Genomic DNA, 19,418 nt, shown 5'->3' with positions numbered 1-19,418 from the left:
AAGAGTCTTGTCATAAACTTAAATATCCGAATAAGCTTTGCCGACTTTGTGGTTGAATTCTTTTGATAAGTTTAAACAGTTTTTTAAATTCGTATAAAAATTAGAACAATTATGAGTTTTGGAATTGAAGCGGCGAGTTACTATGTACCTTCTTTGTATTTGGAAATTAAAGATCTGGCGGAGAAAAGAGGAATTGATCCGGCAAAACTGGAAAAAGGATTGGGATTGAACAAAATGGGCTTTCCCGATGTTCATGAAGACGCTGCCACCTTTGCAGCAGAGGCATTATTAAGACTGATACAGGATTATTCTATTGACCCGAAAGAGATATCAAGGATTTATCTGGGAACCGAAAGTGCGCTGGACGCGGCAAAACCTACTGCTTCCTATGCTATGCAGATGGTGGAAAAAGTGCTGGAAAAGGAATTCGGGGAAAGATGCTTTAAAAACTGTGATGTGGTGGATATGACCTTCGCATGCATCGGGGCAGTGGATGCCCTTCACAATTCCCTTGATTTTGTGAGAGCAAATCCCGATAAAAAAGCAATTGTCATTGCCAGTGATTATGCAAAATATGAGCTGGCTTCTTCCGGGGAATATACCCAGGGAGGTGGAGCTGTGGCTCTATTGGTTTCTTCAAGGCCTGATCTGCTGGAAATTGAAAACCATTGGGGAGTGGCTACCGAAAGTGTTTTTGATTTCTTCAAACCAAGACGTCATTATACCAAAGAAAACTTAGCTCATGCTCCGGAAACATTTCCGGATAAAATAGAAATTTTTACAGATGAGCCGGTGTTTGACGGGCAGTATTCCAATCAATGCTATCAGGACAGGATAAGGGAGGCCTATGCTCATTATAAAGAAATCTCCGGTAAGAATAAGCCTTATGAAAGCTGGAAATACCTGATTTTCCATCTTCCTTACGCCTTTCACGGTAAGAGGGTATTTACAGAGATCTATTCCTTAGAAAACAATCTTCCTTACGGAACTACCGAAGAACAAAAAACAGTTGCAAAATCCGAAGGGTATCTACAGTTTATCAGCGATAAGATAGAAAAATCCCAGCGTGCATCCTCTGAAATAGGCAATATGTATACGGCATCCGTTTTTATGGCACTGCTTTCCGCATTGCAGACCTCTTATAACGAAAATGAAGAATTATCGGGCACTGAGATAGGCTTTTTAGGATACGGAAGCGGTTCGAAATCCAAAGTTTTTGCAGGTAAGGTTTCCAGGAACTGGAAAAATGCAGTTTCCAAATGGAATTTATTTGACAACCTGAATAACAGGACTGCTATTGATTTTGATACCTATGAAAAACTGCACAGAAAACAGGTGAATCAGTCGATCAATCCAAATTACAAAGGGTTTGGATTAAACTCTGTAGAAATGGAAAATCCGGTTCTGAAGGGGGCGAGGTATTATGAATATTCATAATTGATCATATAATAACCAGGCACCTCTTATTTGAGGTGTTTTTTATTGATAACCTTTAAAATAATTGTTTTTCTGAATGATGTAATTTAATTCTCTTTCAAAGTCATATTTGTTTTTTTTAATGGCGGTTTTCATTGCGAAGTAATGGCTGGAATTTACTATCAGCAACATCACCAGTATAAAAATTTTAATACCTGTTTCATTTACAGCGAAAGATATTGCCAGAAAAAGGAGGCTTAGCAAAATATGAATCAGAACAAGATATTTTGCAGGCATAAATTCAGTTTTTATAAATGTTTTTCCATTTTTTTCATCAATGATTCCCGTTATATTAGGGTTTGGGTTTTTCGAATCAAAAAAATGTTTTCTTCGTCTGAGTATAAAATTATTTTCATTTATTAATCCTTTGTATTCAAATCTGTTGGGGATTGCATAATCTGCTACTGAAAAGATGTCGAGACTGCTCTCATAGCTCATTTTCTTTAATTTTTGAATGAGTTCGGGCTTACTCATCTCAGTTTCAATATTCAGAAAATCATACAAACCAATTTTCTTAAAAAAAGAAGTATTCATGAACATTTTTTAATTTAACGTGTTTAGACTTATCAAAAAGTATCCGGTATTTTTAAACTATTAAGGAGAATTTAAGAAATAAAGGATCATTAAGGTCAATCATTCTGATTTTTAAGTTTAAAGCAAAGCTTATCTTAATATTCTTAATGGTTCAAAAAATAAAATTTTTACTATTAAAATGGTTTAGACTTTTATTTTTTGTATAGACTAAAGCATCAGGTCTTCACAAACCTATTCACAAACATTGCCGCCACAATATCTCCTACTGCATTCAGAACCGTAGCCAAAGGGTCTACCAGAGTCCCAATAATGATCACTGCCGGAACAGCTTCCTGCGGCAGTTTATACACAGAAATCATCAGCATTTCCCCAATATAGCCTCCATTGGGGATACCGCCTGCAACAATGCTTACAAATACTGTAATTCCCAATGCCAGCAATAGATTGGACAGATCAAAAAAATCTCTCCCGATAATTAAAAAAGCAACATAGATTTTAATAATGGAAGACATGGCAGAGCCGTTCTTATGTAAAGTAGTCCCAATTGGGATCACAAGATTGGCAATGGAAGCCGGGATACCGATCTTGGAAGCCGCCTGCAGATTGGCAGGCATGGTGGCAAAGCTGCTGCAGGTGCTTACGGCCGTAAGAGTGGGATAAATGGCATTGGTCCAGAAACTTTTAATTCCATTCCGCCCATTGGCCAGAAAAGCATATAAAGAGAAGAAGACCAGGAAATAAATAATTCCGGCGATATAATATAATCCTAAGGGCTTGGCATAAAACCCGAAAAGCTGAGGTCCTAAAGTAGCTACCTGATAGGCAAAATAGGCTCCCAACCCAATTGGGGCTATTTTCATAATGAGCAAGAGCAATTCTTTCATTACTTCATACCCGGAGGCTATAAAAATCCTGAACGGCTGTCCTTTTTCCCCTGATTTTCTTGCTGCAAAACCCGTTAGAAAAGCAAATATCAGCAGGGCAAGCATATTTCTCCGGGAAAACAACTCAGTGAATTCCCCAACGGTGAAAAAGCTTACGATCCTGTTTCCCCAGCTGTCGTTATTTGCACTTTCATTCACTATTTCAGTGCTTCCTGAAACGGAGGAAACCGGGAACAGGTATACGGCACAGATGGTGAAAACGGCCGCAATCAATATAAAGAGCAAAAAAGTAAAAGACATGACCAGAATGATCCTCCCGAATTTAGATTGCTGTTCCAGAGACGCAATGGAATTGGAAACCGCAAAAAATACCAGAGGAACCACACTTACAAAAAGCAGATTAAGGAAAATGTCTCCTAAAGGCTTGATATACTCTACAACGCCGGGTGCCATGATCCCTATAATGCTTCCGATAGTGATCCCCAATAACAAAAATATAATTCCGGAGTAGTTTTTCAATACCTCGCCCATGCCATGCTTTTTATCAAAGATAGGCTTATTTTTAACATACCATTATATTATTTTCAGGGGCAGATTGCCTAAATTTGAGTAAATATCGTTTCTATGGCTTATATAGATTACTATAAAATTTTAGGCGTAGATAAAAGCGCAACGCAGGATGAGATCAAGAAAGCTTACCGAAAACTGGCAAGAAAATACCATCCTGATCTTAACCCTGATAATAAAACTGCCGAAGAGAAATTCAAAGAGCTGAATGAAGCCAATGAAGTTCTGGGAGATCCTGAGAACAGAGCCAAATATGATAAATACGGGGAACACTGGAAACATGGTGAAGAATATGAGAAGGCTCAGCAGCAGCAAAGGCAGTATCAGCAGCAGAACTACAGCGGATTTTCGGGCGGGGATTTTGGTGAGGATGAGGATTTTTCAGATTTTTTCAAAAGTATGTTCGGAGGAACGGACGGTTTTGGAAGAAGAAATGCACGTGGAAGTGCTTCGGGAAAATTTAAAGGCCAGGATATACACGCCGAACTGAATTTAAGTTTGAGGGATGCTGCAAAAACACATCCGCAGACTTTTGACATCAATGGTAAAAAAGTAAGAATCACCATTCCTGCGGGTGTATATGACGGCCAGCAGATCAAGCTGAAAGGACACGGAAACCCCGGCTTCAATGCCGGGCCGGGCGGAGACCTTTATATTACCTTCCATATTCCTTCGGATCCTGATTTTGAACGAACAGGAAATGACCTGAAAACAAAAGTCATGGTAGACCTTTACACTGCGGTGTTAGGAGGGGAAGTAAAAGTCAATACAATGGATGGAGGTGTGAATCTTAAGGTAAAGCCCGGAATCCAGAACGGAGTAACCGTAAGACTGAAAGGAAAAGGATTTCCTGTATATAAAAAGGAGGGACAATTTGGTGATCTGTTTGTGACTTACGAAGTAAAGTTGCCGACTGATCTCACAGACAGGCAGAAAGAACTTTTTGAACAACTTAAAAATACCTGAGCCATGAGTGAAAGAATATCACGGGAAGAACTCGTAAAAATATATAATATAGAGATCACTTTTTTTGATGAACTGGTGGATTGTGGCCTCCTGAAAATACAGACCGAAAATGAGATCCGCTATCTGCTTTATGAAGACCTGCCGGCTTTTGAAAGGTTTGCCAACTGGCATTACGATCTTGAAATCAACCTTCCGGGTCTGGAAGTGATCCATGATATGCTCCAGAAAATGGAGGAACTGAAGAAAGCCAATCAGGAATTATTGAAGAAGCTTTCGGCAATCGGTGACCGATATGAAGATATTTAGCTTTGTAAACTTTAAACAAAAAACTGCTTAAACTTTTATTTAAATATCTTACATGTAAGTTTTTCAAAGGCTAATATATTGAAAATAAGAAGTTCACCTAAGAAAGAAAATCAAAGATTTTTTCAACAAGTTAATTCAAACGTATTATAATCCTTAGTCCTTATGTGTTTTACAATAAACTTAAGTTTTTAGAAAAGCTTTTTATTATTTTGTACCTTAATTTTTTTAGATTAAATAAGTATGAATGAAGAGAAAGTCATTAAGTTGAAAACAGACAGAAGAATTTTTGAAGAAATCTATTTCAATGGTAATCAGGCCAGCCTGTTGTTATCACCTACTACAAAAGGAAAAACGACCACCACTCTGATCATCGGAGCCATTCTGCTGGCAGCACTCATTTTAAAAAACAGGCTGGGGGAGGAAAACCTCGGGATCTTATATTTTTTGAGCTTTTTATTCCTTCTGTGCGTTATTTTTCTTTCAGTAAGTGTAAATAATGTAGTGAGGTGGAAGAAAGGAGTAGAGCAGTACTTAAAATCTGTAGAAGCCAGCAAGTCCTATGAGATCAGATTTAACAATGAATCTTTTGAAATAAATATGGACGATCAGAAAGAATCAAGCTTATGGAAGGATTTTGAGACGGCTGATATTAATGATGATTATGTTTCCCTGGAAGGAAAATACAATTATATGTTTCCAAAAAAATCAATGAGCACTGACGATTATATTATGCTTACGGCGGCAATAAGAAAAAATTTTAAGGAATAAAAAATCAGGGTAAAACTTTACCCTGATTTTTTATTTTATGAAAAGCCGGATTAATCTAACCAGCCCATTTCCTTCATCCAGTCATCATTATAGACCTTGGCGACATACCTTGAACCGTGGTCGTGAAGAAGTACAACAATAATATCATCTTTGGTGAACTGGTCTTTCATCTGTACCAGAGAGGCAATGGCACTACCTGCTGAATATCCGCAGAAGATCCCTTCTTCTTTGGCCAGTTTTCTCGCATAGACTGCACCGTCTTTATCCGTTACTTTTTCGAAGTGATCGATCACGGACATATCATAATTTTCAGGAATGATGTCTTCCCCGATCCCTTCCGTAATATAGGTATAAGCATGCTCTAAGTGTACTTCACCCGTTTGATGGTATTCCTGAAGAATCGATCCGTAAGTGTCCACACCAATTACTTTAATATTTGGATTTTTTTCTTTAAAGAAGGTTCCGCATCCGGTAATGGTACCTCCGGTGCCGGCACCTACTACAAAGTGGGTTAGTTTACCTTCCGTTTGTTCCCAGATCTCAGGAGCAGTAGACTCATAATGAGCGGCTCTGTTGGATAAATTATCATATTGGTTCACGTACCATCCGTTTTCTGTTTCTTTGGCCAGCCTTTTTGAGACTGAATAATAAGAACGGGGATCGGTAGGCTTCACATCTGTAGGGCATACAATGACCTCGGCACCCACCGCACGAAGGATATCACATTTTTCTTTAGATTGCTTGGAGTTGGTTACAAAAATACATCGATAACCTTTAATGATCGCAGCAAGGGCCAGTCCCATGCCTGTATTCCCCGAAGTCCCTTCAATAATGGTTCCTCCGGGCTTTAATCTGCCGTCTTTTTCAGCATCTTCGATCATTTTAAGAGCCATTCTGTCCTTCACGGAATTCCCGGGATTGAAAGTCTCTACTTTTGCTAAAACTAATGCCGGAAAATCTTCACCCAATACCTTATTAAGCTTAACAAGAGGAGTATTTCCTATAGTTTCGAGAATATTTTTTGCGTATTTCATAAATGGTTTTATAAGCGGTGCAAAGATAGTGCTTTCGGGTAATTAATAATGAATAATTAAGAATTAATGCTCAAATAGAACGATCTTATTATGAATGCGGAATACAATGCATAACAATCAACGATATTCTTGCCGTTTCGCAGGAATCTCACTGATGCAAACATGGAAGGACAGTCCGGATGTATGAAATACTATTAAAACTAGTTATATTTAATTGCTTTAACCGGAGAAATTTTACTGATCAGATAACTTGGAATGATCAGGGCGAATGCGGAAATGATAAGAATTCCTAGTGAAATTGATACAATTACAATAGGATTTAAATCCACAGGAACCGTACTTACATAGTAGTTTTCAGGGTTAAGTTTAATAATTCCGAAAAATTTCTGCATCAGGATCAGGCCCAGGCCTATAGCATTGCCATACAAAAGTCCGGGAATCATAATGATGAGGGTATAATTGATAAATGTAGCCCTGATCTGTGAGTTGCTGGCTCCCAGGGTCTTTAATAATCCTATGGAATTGGTCCTTTCGATGATAAGAATAAGTAAAACCATGATGATATTGATTACCACAACAATTAACATGATAATGATAATCAGTGCAATATTGGTGTCAAAAATGCTTATCCAGTCGGTGATCTGCGGGAATTTTTCAGTGGCTTTTTCCGCATAGTTCTTATAGCCGATCAGTTTTTCGATCTCGGGAAAATCTTTGTCGATATCATTTACATTTTTCAGGAAAATATCGATACCGCCCACTTCGTCAGGTTTCATATCCTGAATTTTTCTTACATGGTTGATTCCTCCGATCACAAACTGGTCATCAATCATCTTGATATCCGTTTTATAGATCCCTACGACTTCAAACTTCCGGTAGATTGGCTTTTGATCGGCTTTTGAAAATACGGTAACGATGCTGTCCTTTACTTTTAAATGAAGGTCATTGGCTATTTTCTGAGAAATGGTAACCCCGTTATAGTAGCCAATTTCGGTTACTTTCGGGGAGGTACCTGCCAGAAGGAACTTTTTAAACCGAAGGCTGTCAAAATCCTTTCCGACCCCTTTGAAGATGATCCCGGCAAAGCTGTGCTCGTTCCTCATGATCCCTGTGATCATGGCATATTTCTGTGTGCTTTCCACATCCGGAAGCTCCTTTATTTTCTGGATATTCAATCCTTGTTTATCAAGAACGGAAGTATTATAGGAGGAGTTTGATCTTGTAGATTTTACGGTAATGTGCCCGCTGAAATCTGCCAGCCTTTCTTTGATCGCTTTTTTTGACCCGAATCCGGTAGCTACCGTGATGAGTGAAACAATAATCCCTAAAGCCACAGAAAGCCTGCCTATGAAGATAATAACCCGTGAAAGGTTATTTTTGTTATCTTTGGAAAATGCTATTTTTCTAGAGAAATATAAAGGAAATTTCAAGCTTATGAATTTAGATTTCAAAATTAAAAATTTACTTTTTATTTGCCTAATTTTTTTAGGAGTATTCAATCAATATTATTCTCAGACCCAAGATAAAGACTGTTTCAAAACCGGAGCAGACCGCCCGGAACTGTATCTTCCTTTGCTGAAGGACAAAACGATTGGTGTAGTTACCAACCAGACCGGCCTTATGAAGAACAGGACTCATCTTGTAGACTTTCTGGTTAAGAATAATATTAAAATAAAGGCAATTTTCGCTCCGGAACATGGTTTCAGAGGGAATGCTGATGCCGGGGAAACCGTGAAAAACGGGGTAGATGCCAAAACAGGGATTCCTATTGTTTCTCTGTATGGTAATAATAAAAAACCTTCACAGGAACAGTTGAAAGGTATTGATATTGTTCTTTTTGATATTCAGGATGTAGGAGTGAGATTCTATACCTATATTTCCACATTGACTTACTTAATGGAAGCCGGGGCTGAAAATGCCGTGGAAGTAATGGTTCTTGACCGTCCGAATCCGCATGACGGTTATACAGACGGACCGGTTTTAAGGAAAAAATGGACCAGCTTTGTGGGAATGCATGAGGTTCCTGTAGTGTACGGACTCACAATCGGCGAATACGGGAAAATGGTGAATGGTGAAAAATGGCTGAAGAACGGGATACAGGCAAAGTACACCCTGATCCCGATGCAGAACTATCATAAAAAGCAGCGTTACCCGATCTCAGATAAGCCTTCTCCGAACTTACCTAATGATAAAGCGATCAACCTGTATCCGAGTTTATGTTTTTTTGAAGGCACGCAGGTATCTGCTGGAAGAGGAACGGATATTCCTTTTCAGGTATATGGTTCACCCTGGACGAAGGGGCTTCCTTACCAGTTTACTCCAAAACCGAATTTCGGGGCTAAAGACCCGTTCTTAAACGGGAAATTATGCTATGGTGAAAATTTATCCAATTACGCGACAGATCTGCGTGAACTGAATCTGGAGTGGGTGATCAAGGCTTATAAGAACTATAATAATCCTGATCAGGACTTCTTCCTTAAGAACTTATGGTTTGATACGTTGGTAGGAAATGATGAGCTGAGAAAACAGATCATTGCAGGAAAATCAATTCCTGAGATCAAAGCTTCATGGAAACCGGATCTTGATAAGTTTGAAAAAATCAGGACCCGATATGTTATTTATGAGGATTAATCAAAGTTTTGGGGAGGATTCTTGTCATTTTTCCCTTTATTCATGATGAAAAGTCCGATCGATAAGCCGATAACACCACAAAAAGCAGTTAATAAGGCTCTTTGCAGTTTATCCGGAAGATCGTTTCCTATGTAGTTCATTGAAAAAAGGATCACAAAGGTAATCACTGAAATGATGATATGGTTTTTCCCAAACAGCTTCATACTTATTTTAGTTTATAAGAAATCATTATACCTCCTCTGTACGGAATAAGTTCCCCGCTTCTGTTCCAGCCTTCCGCACCGTCATATCTGATAAAGCTGTCCGGAGGAACGCTCTCGTAACCATGATAAAAACCCTGTGAAGTACCACCTCCTAAGTAAACATCAATATTCCATCTTTCTTTCCATTGGAACTGGTAGCCTACGGTAGCTCCGGCCATAACATTGAATCCGCGCTGGAATTTTTCTGTTCCTCTGTAGTTCCATTTGGTAAGGTCAAATAATCCTAACCCGCCGTTGATCCCTATATACCAATGTTTAAAGGCTTCTTTAAAATAGTACCTCCCTTCCAGGTGCCCCATATATATCTGGGCATGATTTCCGGCAAAGGATTTCCACGGCGAAATAAATACATCCCCCTGCAAAGTATATTTGGAGTTTAGCTGATATTCCAGACCGGCATTGAAAACTCCGATGGGAATAAATAATGCGTTAGCTTTTACATACAGGCTTTTTTCCTGCTCCTGTGCCTTTAGACTCCCTAATAGAAATAAGGTAAGAAAACCGGTAAGGAATTTATATTTCAACATCGGGTTCTATTTAATTTGCTTTAACAATCCTTCTGACAGGGTAGCATCTTTTTTAGCTCCAACGGCTAAATTTTTAGACATTTCAGCATATGTTTTAGCCATTTCATTATTCCCCGTAAGGAAATAGAGTTTTGCCAGAATATAGGTGTTCTCAGAAGTTTCGCCTCTCATTACTGATTTTTCTGCCCATTCAACGGCTTTTTTTAAAGAGGCTTTGTTTTTTATACTGTCAGAAAATATCCATGCGGCTTTCAACAATTCGTTGGGTTCAAAGGAATCCGGGTTTTTATAATAGTCCAAAGCTGCCTTTTCATATTCTGCAAAGTTACTGTTCTGCTCATAATAGCCCAGCTTGGTCTGGTTCAGTTTGGCCATTGCTTCATGTTCTCCTACCAAGGGTACTGCATTTTTCAGGAAATATTCTTCGTCGATCTTTTTGTTCTTTTCGTCTATGGATGCCTCAACTATTTTGGAAAGCTTTATCTGGTCATCAAATTGCTTATAGGTTTCTTCCGGAAAGTACTTGATGATCTCTGATTTTCTGGATGCGAAAACTTTGTAATTAGGATCTTCGGTAGATTTTAAGAAATATAATAGATATCCTACATCTTCTTTTGAAAGCTCATCAGTATTCTTTTTGTTTTCGAAATATCTTTCGGAAGCTTTTTTGGCAAAATCAAAATCTGAAGAAGAATTCAGCTTCATTACATTGATCAGGAATTCCGGGTCTTTTTCGCCTTGTGCAAAACGTTCTTTGAGAGAGCCTTTTTTATTATTGGGAGAGTTGACGTCCTGTGCCATTGACAGGAACATGCTTTCTTCCATATATCCATAATTCTGTGAGACCAATTCCCCGTCACCATTCAGGAAAAGATAGGTAGGATAGGAACGTACCCCGTATCTGGCAGCAATTTCTCTTCCTTCTCCTTTTTCCATATCAAACCGGCCATTGATGAAATTGGCATTAAAGTAATCCCCAACTGATTTTTTGGTGAAAACATTTTTTTCCATCATTTTGCAGGGCCCGCACCATGTAGTGTAGGCATCTATGAAAACTATTTTCTTTTCTTTTTTAGCTTTGGCAATAAGGTCTTTGAACGGCACATCCTGAAAGGCAATGGCTTCCTGCGCCCATATGATAACGGAGTAAAAAATAAATAATCCAGAGATAATCTTCTTCATTTCCAAATGATAATTAATAGGCGAAGATAATTAATTTTAATTTGAAATATTATAAAGAAAGTGCTAAATAGTGTTAATACTAAAAGCTTTATGGATAAAGAAAATTGTTTTCTCCATGATCTATCTTTTTAAAAGGGATTTTATGAACCTGTATAATAATAAAAAAAACATGATAGGGACTATGAGTTCTCCATACTGTACGAGTGAAATATGGGAATCTTTTTTAAAGAGATTTTCAAAAAAACCATATAGGTTTTCCGGAAAATGAATGATGGAATTAGGATTTTTAATTAATACATAATACAGAAAAAAGATTATGAAGGAATAACTTATCATCCCATATAATAATAAAATATAATCTGTACGTTTCCACTGCGTTTTTTTTCCTTTAAAGATCAGCCTGAAAATATCTTTCAGTTTTTCGGATGAATGGTAAAGTAAATTTGGTTTATTGGTAAGGTCTGATACCACCCAATAACCGTCACTTCTCAGGAAAGGGTTTAGGTTAAACAATGTTTTAAGGCAAACGATGACAGAAATGATCAGTAAGGTATAATTGTTAAAAATGAGAGAAATTATGGAAAATAATGTGCATATCACCAGTTCAAAATACATTCCGGATAAGTTGACAACGATCCGTTGGGTTTTATTCAATCTCCAGATATCTGTTACATCTGCAAAATACACTGGTGTCAGAAGATAAAATCCCCCGCCTATCCCGCCGTGTTTTGCCCCGAAGAAACTGGCAGAAGTGGCGTGCCCGATCTCATGAAATGTAACGCTGATCGTCATGATCATAAAGAAATAGATCAGGCTCTGGTTTAACTGGAATGATTTGTAAAGGTCAAAATTGAAATATAAAATGACAGACATCACCAATAAGCAAAAAAACAGGATATAAAATGCCTTCTTTTTATGAAAAAGGAAATAGAATTTTTTTACAATCCGGGAAAGTAATTTTTCATTGATGATAATGAAGCTTAAAGTGAGATAAGATGGTTTTTCATATTCCTTTATTTTCTCATTATGCCCTTTTAGAATGCCGTACACGACCAGTTTTTCATACAGGAGAAGATATACTTTTTCGGCATCCAGTGCAGCATTATAGCTTTTATTATATTCATCAGTGATTTCCTCTATGCATTTTTTACCGTTAATGAGTGACAGGAGGTGATACACCTCCGTATTGATTTTTACATAATGCCTGTGGTCTGAATTGGACAGTATGTAATCGTTTTCAGATAATTTGTTAAAGTGCAGGTTATCTGAAAGTTCAGGGATCCTATTATTTGTTTTTTCTTCTAGCATAGGGCTTTCAGTGCAAAAGCGGTTGTTATTGTTTTACTTTTATAAGGTTCCTGTGCTTTAGGTTTAATGAAATCTACCTCTTTCCAGAATCCGGATTCTGCCTGGGAATTTATCAGGTAGTTTTCGGCTTTTTTAACCGGTAGATGGTCTTTTGGGAAGCACAATTTTAATGAAAGTAATGCAAAAGCAGTATTCAAAGGATCGGTAGATGCTTCCGGTGAAACAGAGAATCCGCCGTCATCGTGTTGGCTATTTATAATATAATCTATAGCTTCATTGATGTCTTCTTTATATACATCGCCAAATTCTTTTAATAGCCTTAGGCAGACATAGGTGCCATAATAATTGCCATAATACCATCTGCTTTCCCAATATCCTTTTTCGTGCTGATGAGACAGGATGTATTTTATACTATTTTCTATATAGTCCCGGTATTTATCATCCTGTAATTTTTGCAGGGCATATACAAAATTGGCAACCACTTCAACATCAGGTCCTTTTCCCCATTTTGTTACGTTAAAGTACTCCTGTAGTTTCTGAATATCCGTTTGGGAATATCTGGGAATGATCCAGGTTTCTATTCCTCCGTCGGCATCCGTTCTGTTTTCCAAAGCAGTCAGGATAGGCTTTGTACAAAGATTTTCTATAAGATCCGGCCGGTTACATTTTATAAATAGCTGAATGATTTGCCCCAGATCGTCTATATCCGCTGCAATTTCTTTAACAGTCGGGAAATAAGCCCATCCGCCCACTTCATCTTTATTGGTTCTGTTGGCAAGGTAATCACATTCTGCATGAAAAAATATTTGCGTGTCTAAGTTATAATTCCGGGTAACATCCCATAGACAGTCATTAAGCATTGCTCTTTGAAAGGTATCGGAGGCATGGATCTGAGAGGTATTGTTAAAGTCTTCCCGTTCACTGAGATACATATAGTGTTTGAGTTCCGCAAAATTTTCTTTACTGTCATTTTCAATATATTGAAGTCCTTTTTTTATACTGTCATTTTCAACAGAGGAATAATTGAAGAAGCCTGACGCAGGGTTTCCTGAATTTTTTATTTCAAATTTTTTCTCTAAAGTTTTTATATATCCTTCGGTGACATCCAAATAGCTTTCAATGGTTTTTTGCATGTCCCGGTTTATTTTGAGCCATTCACTTTCTATGTTTAGCGTTTCAAGAATAGAAATTGATTTTTTGAAATTTTCTATGGATCTTGAAAGAATATTCTGGGCAATTTCTTCTATATAGATAAGTTTGTTGAGGATCAGCACATTATTATCGTAGTCTTTGAAGTTTACTTTTTTGGATAATTCATAAACCACCCAGTTGAACTGATCTTTAGTAAAATCTTCCTTAAAATCTTTTATGTCATCATACAATTGAAACCCTACCGAAAAATAGTGGTGAGATGTAATGAGTTTTTCATATACATCTGTTCCGGATTCATTGTCAAGAACATGCAGGCAGTCTATCGCCACTTTTCCAAATGCTGATTTTTTATCTGCCAGGTTTTCATAAACGGATATATCAATTTCATTTTTTATGTATAGCCCTTTTTCAATGGCAACAGCTTCAAAATATTCATTTCGCCTGTTACCCCAATATTTCCAGAAAATGCTTTCTCTGCCATAGATGGAAGTAAGGATTTTTATGGTTTCTTCCTGATAGATCTGGATGTAAGGTATTTTTGAAAAATCTTTGTCATCAATCAATGAATCTGTAAATAATACAGACTGATAATAGATGTATCCTGCTTTGGAAAGGTCTTCTATAAAGGAGGTATTGATTTTCGGATAATAAGCACTGAACAGCCGGGGATAGTACTGATAATATTCCGGTGATTTGTCTGTTTTTTTTATCTGGTCTGTATTGATCATATTAAGTGTGATTGTGGTGATATATATGTTTATAAAAATCAAGATTATATCTTACGGGATATAATCTGATCTCATTACTTTGGGAGTTCGTCTATTTCTAGTTGCCAGCCACCCATTTCGTACCTTTTTTCAAGTTCTTCTACCTGAAAATTTTCTAGTAATTGATTGCTTTTTTTCATAGTAAATACTATTTTAATTTGATGATTTATTATTCGGAATAATATGAATTTGGATCATTTATGTAATTTTTAATTAACATGGCTGGACACAATCCCAAATATTCATTTCATATCTTTTTTCAAGTTCATCAACCTGAAAAACATCTAATAGTTCATTTTTTGTATTCATTTTTTTAGAATTAATGTTAAACAAATATTTTTATCTTAAGTTTTACCCTGATACGGGTTTGTTTCTGGAATAATTCACTGTGCATTTGTATAGCATTCCCCTGTAAGCATATTACATTCCGTAGTGCCGTTGCTCACTGTATACCAGCCCATTTCAAATCTCTGTTCAAGCTCTTCCACATAAAAGACATCCAGAATTTGGTTTTCTTTTTTCATGATGATAAAAATTTTGTGATTAAATAATTTTTTAACCGGCATAGGTTGTCCTTCTTTTCTTAATGGAATATATAAGTCCTGAATTATCCGTGCCGGATATTGCTATTTCGGCTGGCACTCGCATGGATTATACTCCACCCAGCCCATCTCGAATCTTTTTTCAAGTTCTTCTACCTGAAAATCTGTTATCATTTGTTGGGTACTCATTTGAATAAGGTTTAAGATTAATTAGGCTGTTGAGGGCAAGGCACATATTCTACCCATGCCATTTCATACCTTTTTTCAAGTTCTTCTACCTGAAAGTTTTCCAGTAATTGATTTTGTTTTTTCATTGTAGTCGTTTTTATTGTTTTACATGATCTTCTTTTAAGGCATCGATATATTCCTCATTTGATAATGAATTAGTTCGGAAGATGCGGATCTATAGGCCTCACTGTGACCCATGCCATCTCATACCTTTTTTCAAGTTCTTCCACCTGGAAGTTCTCCAGTAATTGATTTTCTTTTTTCATTGGAATGATTTTATAATTAAACATTTGACCTTCTTTTTCAGGCATCGGTTTATTCCTTATGCTTAATATATTAGCCAGGATCTGTGGTAAAAGGATTTTAGATAGTGTAAACTTTTACATAAAATTCCTTACAAGAATAATTGGTACAAATCTTATTTAATTTGAGCCGATAAAAAAGCTTTTGAACAAACTTTTTATGAAAAGAGGTATAATTTTTTATAAAAAATTTACTGTAAATTAGAATGTATATTATTGATTATTAATTGTTTAATTCATTTTGTTTTATTCCGGATTTCTATTTTACTTTTCCGGAAATATTAATTTCTATTTTTATAGAAACCAAAAAATACATGCAATGAGAGCAAAGATCAGATTCGAAAAACTGTTGAGAGAAGCTATTAAGGGTTATTATAAAAAACAATATTTAATAGATGAAAACAGAGGAGGTACTAATAACGGCGGAAATATAAAAACTGTATAAACATTAATTATAAATCAGAATTAAAAATTGACAAAAAAGAAAACTTTAATATGAAAGCACAATTTAACTCAGCATTGAAAAAATTAACAAGAAGCGAGCAATCGAAGGTTATGGGTGGAGAGAGAGAGACTAAACCTAAAGGAACTAATAACGGATCGGGTAACGGGACTATAAGTGTGGATTGTATTGAGAGGCAAAAACTTTCGCTTCCAAGTATCGACATTTGCCCGGAGCATATTTTATTATAATTATTGTATCATGAATGCGTTAGAAGCATACCTGTTTAGTTATTAAAGGGGTAAATAGGAAAGGAAAATGAAAAATTGGCAGGGGAGTGGAAGGGAGCTGATAATAGCCTGGATATGGTGAAAGGTCTGCAAAGTATGCAGGATTATTCTTCAGCATTTAATTTTTCGATATACTGAAACGGGGTAACACCCGTTTTTTCTTTAAATGTCCTTGAGAAAGAAATCCCACTTTTATACCCTATCATATCAGCCAGAGCCTGAGTCGTATAACTTCTTATTTTTTTATTTTCTGATAACTCCTTTAGGATATAGTTGATCTTTAATTCATTACTATATTCGCTGAAAGATTTTTTCATATACTTATTGATGGCCTGTGATAGGTAAGTAGTATTGGTTCCAAGTTTTTTGGCAACATATACCTGATTATACTCTTTTTTCAGATAATGTTTTTTTTCTTCCAGCTCCTGCAGTTTGGTCATAATTTCAGCTTCTTTTTCGTTGCTGATTGTAAAGCTCTTGTTAACAGGGCTGCCCGTATCTACACTATTGCTTTTGATCTGGGATAATCTTTCATTCAGCCGTTGCTCTGTCTTTTTCTTTTTGCGTAGCTGATACATTAAATAGGTTGTGATGCACCCGGCCAGCAAAACCAATATAATTATTAAAAATAAACGGGTTTTTAGAAGATCTGTGTTTTTATGGATTTCATCGTTCAGGTTTTTGGAATTGATCGCCCTGTAAAGATCAGCAATATTTTTTTTCTCTATCTCAGAGTTTTCCTGATACAGATCAAAGAATTTATTATTATAGTATTCTGCAGAATCTGTCTTTTGTTCTTTTGTATAAATTTTGGAAAGATAATCCTGTGCAAATATGTAATCCATATTCATGATAGAATCTTTTTCCATCGAACGGGATAATGCAAGGAAGATAGCTTTTGATCTTCTGTAGTCATTGGACTCATAGTGATTTACTGCAATATTGTATTTAAGATTCAGAATATCATCTTTAAGCTGCAGGGAATCATAGATACTCATGCCTTTGTCATAATATTCTGATGCTTTTGAATAATTTCTTTTTTTATTATTTAATGTGCCCAGCTTCAGATAAGTACCGGCCAACAATTTTTTATCTTTTGTGATGTTAAGCAATTGATAAAAGTTCTGTAGGGCACTGTCAGCGTACTTTTTATTTTTTTGAACATCAGAAATGAATTTATCAGAATATAAGTGTCCCAAGTTTGAAAACGTATTATTATAAATAATTTCGAAGCTTTCTTTTTCATATAAGTGCCTGTTCTCTTTTAAAAGCCGGAGGACTTCATGGATTTCCGATATAGCCTCGTCAGTTTGTTTTACATTTAGTTTTATGTAAGCAATATTTCCTTTAATTTTTATGTGCTGCTTAATATCATTATTTTTTTGTGCAAAAAGATCGGCTTTAATAAACTTTCCTAATGCATCATTTGGCAGTTGATTGGCCATATCCGTATTCCCTAAAATATTATAGATATGGGACAGGTCTGTATAATTTTCTTCGGTTTCTGGAATTTTTTTTAAAAGAGAATTAATATTTAAAAGATAGTTTTTGTCATTCTGGTTTTTACCGGTAATAGTCAGCAGGTATCTCTTTGCAGTATAGGCAAATGCCAGGTCAATATTATCCTTTGAAGAAAAAACCTTATTTAAATAGGATAATGCACTGTCAACCCCTATTTTTTGATATAGGAAGAACTTACTTTTATAGAGCTCTGTTTCTTTTTTAGTCTGAGACGATACAGAGGTAAGTACCATGAATAGTATTAATATAAATATTCTTTTTCTCATTTGATTTTTTGACTAATATAATGGTTAAAAGAGAAGTAACATACATATGTCTATAAATAACTTAGAAACTCATACAATGTAGATGCATTTTAGTGTAAATTCATTCTTTTTGAATGGGGACAAAATTGGGTAGCTTACAATTTGAGTTGAAAGATAAGCCTTGAGAAGTTCATTGGCTTTGGGATAGAATGATGTTTTTTATTACTAATCCCCAAACGCTTCAGAGCATAAAATATCTTACTCTAACCTACACCAGATTTCCTGGCTCGCTCATATTGGTAACGGTCAGGATTTTGTTCAACATCTTTTCGTAAGGCTTCCATATCCAATTTTGTTGAAGGTTTGTTACGTTTTATTTTAGGTTCAATACACTTTTGCCATCGAAACAATGTTCTTATGGGAACCCCAAATCTCTCACTGGTTTCTTCAAAAGTAAGATCATCCTGATGCTTAATATTAAATAGTTGTTTGCGAAAGTCTATTGAACACGTCATATTTAAAAGTATAAAAATTATATGACGAATTATAATGATTTAACTATAGTTCATCATGAAAATTGAGGGGATATTTTCAAACGATAAATTAAATTTTGTTTCATTTGAAAATTTTTCTAAATGGTTTTTACAAGTCCTATAGGTCTTTACTATATTTTCAGACTTTTCTTGTCTTCTAACTTCTATAAATTTATCAAAGACTATTAGGATTCCCTTTTTCTTCTCTTTTAGGCTTTTGATAGTATTTTCGATTTTAAGATTTTTAGTTACTGCTTCGGGAGCGAGTTGTCTCACTTTCGTCCCTGTCCATTGTGAGGGTTTTACTTTTACCCCTGTGGAGCGTTTTAGTCTCTGACCTTTTACGGTGCTGAAACATATACCATTGTTTCGGTTGCCTTTTTAGGCTCTTTTAAAAAAATGCAATGTTCATAGTTCTATTTTTTGTTCCAAAATCAGTCTGTGATACCACCAAAAATCTTTTTAAATTGTCCTCGGGGACAACATAAAGGGACAAGAAAGGACTAAATTTGATAAAACACTATTAAACATCATTAAAACAAAAATTCCTTCTAAACATTGTTTAAAAGGAATTTTCTTGATTGATTAAGTTAAATTGTGTTTAACTTTTGTGGTTTCTCCAGGAATCGAACCAGGGACACATGGATTTTCAATCCATTGCTCTACCAACTGAGCTAAGAAACCATTGTTGTTTTTACTTCATCGTTTCGAGGTAAGGCAAAAATAATAAAATTATACTATATTTTGCAAGCTTTAAAATAAAAACCACCTATTTAAGGTGGTTTTAGTGGTTTCTCCAGGAATCGAACCAGGGACACATGGATTTTCAATCCATTGCTCTACCAACTGAGCTAAGAAACCATTTGTTGTTTTTTACTTCGTTGTTTTAAAGTGATGCAAAAGTAGTAACTTTTCGCATATGAAGCAAGTATTAACAAATCTTTTTTAAG

The 19,418-nt window shown here is 36.0% G+C and carries 21 protein-coding genes and 2 tRNA genes; 7 read left to right on the top strand and 16 right to left on the bottom strand.

All coding sequences use genetic code 11. The features are described 5' to 3' along the window. Positions 1–111 precede the first annotated feature (111 nt). Entirely contained in the window at positions 112–1,437 is a 1,326-nt protein-coding gene (locus HNP38_RS06620; protein ID WP_184186361.1) for a hydroxymethylglutaryl-CoA synthase family protein, read from the top strand. Between the two features lie 42 nt (positions 1,438–1,479). Here the strand turns inward: HNP38_RS06620 and HNP38_RS06615 are convergent, their stop codons facing one another. Continuing rightward, entirely contained in the window at positions 1,480–2,010 is a 531-nt protein-coding gene (locus HNP38_RS06615) for a hypothetical protein (protein ID WP_184186358.1), read from the bottom strand. Between the two features lie 215 nt (positions 2,011–2,225). Next, positions 2,226–3,425, bottom strand: coding sequence for a dicarboxylate/amino acid:cation symporter (locus HNP38_RS06610; RefSeq protein WP_184186355.1), 1,200 nt, complete (start codon positions 3,423–3,425; stop codon positions 2,226–2,228). 93 nt (positions 3,426–3,518) lie between these two features. Between HNP38_RS06610 and HNP38_RS06605 the strand changes: the two genes are divergently transcribed. The 3 genes from HNP38_RS06605 (at position 3,519) to HNP38_RS06595 (ending at position 5,501) form a co-directional block, all read left to right on the top strand. Further along, positions 3,519–4,427, top strand: coding sequence for a DnaJ C-terminal domain-containing protein (locus HNP38_RS06605; RefSeq protein WP_184186352.1), 909 nt, complete (start codon positions 3,519–3,521; stop codon positions 4,425–4,427). A gap of 3 nt (positions 4,428–4,430) precedes the next feature. Further along, entirely contained in the window at positions 4,431–4,733 is a 303-nt protein-coding gene (locus HNP38_RS06600; protein WP_184186349.1) for a chaperone modulator CbpM, read from the top strand. A 240-nt stretch (positions 4,734–4,973) separates the two neighbouring features. Further along, positions 4,974–5,501 carry a hypothetical protein gene (locus HNP38_RS06595; RefSeq protein WP_184186346.1) on the top strand — a complete coding sequence of 176 codons (528 nt, stop codon included), beginning with the start codon at positions 4,974–4,976 and terminating at the stop codon, positions 5,499–5,501. A gap of 50 nt (positions 5,502–5,551) precedes the next feature. Here HNP38_RS06595 and HNP38_RS06590 read toward each other — a convergent pair whose 3' ends face one another. Both HNP38_RS06590 and HNP38_RS06585 read right to left on the bottom strand, forming a co-directional pair. Continuing rightward, a complete protein-coding gene (locus tag HNP38_RS06590; RefSeq protein WP_184186342.1) occupies positions 5,552–6,535 on the bottom strand; it encodes a PLP-dependent cysteine synthase family protein in 984 nt (327 codons plus the stop codon). A gap of 200 nt (positions 6,536–6,735) precedes the next feature. After that, a complete protein-coding gene (locus HNP38_RS06585) occupies positions 6,736–7,965 on the bottom strand; it encodes an ABC transporter permease (RefSeq protein WP_184186338.1) in 1,230 nt (409 codons plus the stop codon). Positions 7,966–7,969: 4 nt separating this feature from the next. On the opposite strand from HNP38_RS06585, the gene HNP38_RS06580 reads away from it, so the two are divergent. After that, on the top strand, positions 7,970–9,166 hold the full coding sequence (locus HNP38_RS06580; RefSeq protein ID WP_184186333.1) for an exo-beta-N-acetylmuramidase NamZ domain-containing protein: 1,197 nt from the start codon (positions 7,970–7,972) through the stop codon (positions 9,164–9,166). Here HNP38_RS06580 and HNP38_RS06575 read toward each other — a convergent pair. The 7 genes from HNP38_RS06575 to HNP38_RS18090 form a co-directional block, all read right to left on the bottom strand. Next, positions 9,163–9,369, bottom strand: coding sequence for a hypothetical protein (locus HNP38_RS06575; RefSeq protein ID WP_184186330.1), 207 nt, complete (start codon positions 9,367–9,369; stop codon positions 9,163–9,165). The two genes, HNP38_RS06580 and HNP38_RS06575, sit on opposite strands and share 4 nt — an antisense overlap. Before the next feature lie 2 nt (positions 9,370–9,371). Further along, on the bottom strand, positions 9,372–9,953 hold the full coding sequence (locus HNP38_RS06570) for a DUF3575 domain-containing protein (protein ID WP_410493766.1): 582 nt from the start codon (positions 9,951–9,953) through the stop codon (positions 9,372–9,374). Between the two features lie 9 nt (positions 9,954–9,962). Continuing rightward, positions 9,963–11,138: a thioredoxin family protein gene (locus HNP38_RS06565; protein WP_184186323.1), complete on the bottom strand. Its 1,176-nt coding sequence runs from the start codon at positions 11,136–11,138 to the stop codon at positions 9,963–9,965. Positions 11,139–11,258: 120 nt separating this feature from the next. After that, positions 11,259–12,446, bottom strand: a complete 1,188-nt coding sequence (locus HNP38_RS06560) for a peptidase, M50 family protein (RefSeq protein ID WP_184186319.1) — start codon at positions 12,444–12,446, stop codon at positions 11,259–11,261. Continuing rightward, on the bottom strand, positions 12,440–14,326 hold the full coding sequence (locus HNP38_RS06555; protein ID WP_184186316.1) for a prenyltransferase/squalene oxidase repeat-containing protein: 1,887 nt from the start codon (positions 14,324–14,326) through the stop codon (positions 12,440–12,442). The genes HNP38_RS06560 and HNP38_RS06555 overlap by 7 nt, the downstream gene beginning before the upstream one ends. A 422-nt stretch (positions 14,327–14,748) precedes the next feature. After that, positions 14,749–14,889 carry a hypothetical protein gene (locus HNP38_RS06550; protein WP_184186313.1) on the bottom strand — a complete coding sequence of 47 codons (141 nt, stop codon included), beginning with the start codon at positions 14,887–14,889 and terminating at the stop codon, positions 14,749–14,751. 401 nt (positions 14,890–15,290) lie between these two features. After that, entirely contained in the window at positions 15,291–15,425 is a 135-nt protein-coding gene (locus tag HNP38_RS18090; protein ID WP_262888901.1) for a hypothetical protein, read from the bottom strand. Between the two features lie 331 nt (positions 15,426–15,756). On the opposite strand from HNP38_RS18090, the gene HNP38_RS18085 reads away from it, so the two are divergent. Further along, complete coding sequence (locus HNP38_RS18085; protein ID WP_262888900.1) at positions 15,757–15,882, top strand: hypothetical protein; 126 nt, start codon at positions 15,757–15,759, stop codon at positions 15,880–15,882. Between the two features lie 50 nt (positions 15,883–15,932). Beyond that, a complete protein-coding gene (locus tag HNP38_RS06545; RefSeq protein WP_184186312.1) occupies positions 15,933–16,130 on the top strand; it encodes a hypothetical protein in 198 nt (65 codons plus the stop codon). Between the two features lie 143 nt (positions 16,131–16,273). On the opposite strand, the gene HNP38_RS06540 is transcribed toward HNP38_RS06545, so the two are convergent. The 5 genes from HNP38_RS06540 to HNP38_RS06520 all read right to left on the bottom strand — a co-directional run bounded on the left by HNP38_RS06540 (position 16,274) and on the right by HNP38_RS06520 (position 19,329). After that, entirely contained in the window at positions 16,274–17,956 is a 1,683-nt protein-coding gene (locus HNP38_RS06540) for a helix-turn-helix domain-containing protein (RefSeq protein WP_184186309.1), read from the bottom strand. 242 nt (positions 17,957–18,198) lie between these two features. Continuing rightward, on the bottom strand, positions 18,199–18,450 hold the full coding sequence (locus HNP38_RS06535) for an IS630 transposase-related protein (protein WP_184186306.1): 252 nt from the start codon (positions 18,448–18,450) through the stop codon (positions 18,199–18,201). Between the two features lie 39 nt (positions 18,451–18,489). Further along, on the bottom strand, positions 18,490–18,744 hold the full coding sequence (locus HNP38_RS18185) for a phage integrase SAM-like domain-containing protein (protein ID WP_184186303.1): 255 nt from the start codon (positions 18,742–18,744) through the stop codon (positions 18,490–18,492). A gap of 335 nt (positions 18,745–19,079) precedes the next feature. Further along, positions 19,080–19,152, bottom strand: a tRNA-Phe gene (locus HNP38_RS06525). A gap of 104 nt (positions 19,153–19,256) precedes the next feature. Continuing rightward, positions 19,257–19,329, bottom strand: a tRNA-Phe gene (locus tag HNP38_RS06520). Between the last annotated feature and the right edge of the window lie 89 nt (positions 19,330–19,418).

The organism is Chryseobacterium defluvii (genome assembly GCF_014204415.1).
In the GTDB taxonomy this organism is placed as follows: domain Bacteria; phylum Bacteroidota; class Bacteroidia; order Flavobacteriales; family Weeksellaceae; genus Chryseobacterium; species Chryseobacterium defluvii_A.
This window is presented reverse-complemented; position numbering and strand designations above follow the sequence as displayed.